Consider the following 1,886-nt stretch of genomic DNA (forward strand, 5'->3'; position numbering starts at 1 on the left):
TCTCCGGGCGGGGGGGGGGCGTCTTTATTTTAAAAACAAAAAACACAACCCCCCCCCCCCCCCCCCCCCCCCCACCACCATGCTTCGGAGGGGAAGCGTCTCATGTCCAGCACACCTAGTACCGCGCACGATCCCGCGGGGTCCCTGACCAAGGGACACAAGAAAGTCATTTTTGCATCGAGCCTCGGCACGGTGTTCGAGTGGTATGACTTCTTCCTGTACGGGTCGCTTGCCGCGATCATCGCCAAACAGTTCTTCAGCGGCGTCAACGAAACCACGGGCATGATCTTCGCCCTGCTGGCCTTCGCTGCCGGCTTCTTCGTGCGTCCGTTCGGCGCGGCCTTCTTCGGCAGCCTCGGCGACCGCATCGGCCGCAAGTACACCTTCCTCGTGACCATCCTGATCATGGGTATCTCGACCTTCCTGGTCGGTGTGCTGCCCAACTACGCCTCGATCGGTTTCGCCGCGCCGGTGATCCTGATCATCCTGCGCCTGGCCCAGGGCTTGGCGATGGGCGGTGAATACGGCGGTGCCGCCACCTACGTGGCCGAGCATGCGCCGGACGACAAGCGCGGTCTGTACACCAGCTTCATCCAGTGCACCGCGACGCTCGGCCTGTTCATGTCGCTGCTGATCATCCTGGCCTGCCGCTACTTCCTGGGTAACGAAGCCTTTGAAGCCTGGGGCTGGCGTATTCCGTTCCTGGTCTCGATCGTGCTGCTGGGTATTTCGGTGTGGATCCGCCTGCAGCTGAGCGAATCGCCGCTGTTCCAGCAGATGAAGGCCGAAGGCAAGGGCTCCAAGACCCCGTTCCGTGACAGCCTCAAGGGCGGCAACCTGAAGCTGATGCTGCTGGTGCTGCTGGGTGCGGCCGCCGGTCAGGCGGTGGTGTGGTACGGCGGTCAGTTCTACGCGCTGTTCTTCCTGAGCAGCATGCTGAAGGTCGAAGCCACCACCTCCTACCTGCTGATCGCCGCCGCGCTGGCGCTGGGCGTGCCGTTCTTCATCTTCTTCGGCTGGCTGTCCGACCGTATTGGCCGCAAGAAGATCATCCTGGCCGGCTGTCTGCTGGCGGCCGTGACCTACATCCCGATCTTCAAGGGCCTGACCCACTTCGCCAACCCGGCCATCGAAGAAGCCCGTGCCTCTTCGCCGGCACTCGTTGTCGCTGATCCGTCCACCTGTTCGTTCCAGTTCGATCCGGTCGGTCTGCGCAAGTTCACCAGCTCCTGCGACGTGGCCACCGCCGCGCTGACCAAGGCGGGTGTGCCGTACGACGTGCAGCCTGCCGCCGCCGGTTCGCTGGCGATGGTGAACGTGGGCACCGCGAGCGTGACCTCGTACGAGGCCGCCGGTTTGACCAAGGAAGAAGGCAAGGCCAAGGCGGACGCGTTCGGGGCTGACCTGAAGGCCGCACTGACCGCAGCCGGTTATCCGGCCAAGGCCGACGGTTCGCGCATCAACATCCCGGGCACCATCCTGATGCTGTGGATCCTGGTGCTGTACGTGACCATGGTGTACGGCCCGATCGCCGCCTACCTGGTCGAACTGTTCCCGACCCGCATCCGCTACACCTCGATGTCGCTGCCGTACCACATCGGTAACGGCTGGTTCGGTGGCTTCCTGCCGGCGATCTCGTTCGCGCTGGTGGCCGGTACCGGCAACCTGTACTACGGCCTGTGGTACCCGATCATCATCGCGCTGATGACGGTCGTGGTCGGTGGTCTGTTCCTGAAGGAAACCAAGGACGTGGATATCACCAAATAACGGTGATCCAGGTTGGATGAAAGCGAGGGGCCGTGGTGCAAACCACGGCCCTTTCGTCGTTTGGAATCCCCGAAGCCACGCAGGGCGTGGCTCTACGCTGGCTCCAGACCGTAGAGCCA

General features: G+C 63.3%; 1 protein-coding gene. It reads left to right on the top strand.

Going from position 1 to position 1,886, the window contains the following annotated elements; genetic code table 11:
* Positions 1 to 102: 102 nt before the first annotated feature.
* Entirely contained in the window at positions 103 to 1,767 is a 1,665-nt protein-coding gene (locus QMX83_RS21310) for an MFS transporter (RefSeq protein ID WP_282298620.1), read from the top strand.
* Positions 1,768 to 1,886 lie beyond the last annotated feature (119 nt).

It is taken from the genome of Stenotrophomonas sp. PS02289 (assembly GCF_029960115.1).
GTDB lineage: Bacteria > Pseudomonadota > Gammaproteobacteria > Xanthomonadales > Xanthomonadaceae > Stenotrophomonas.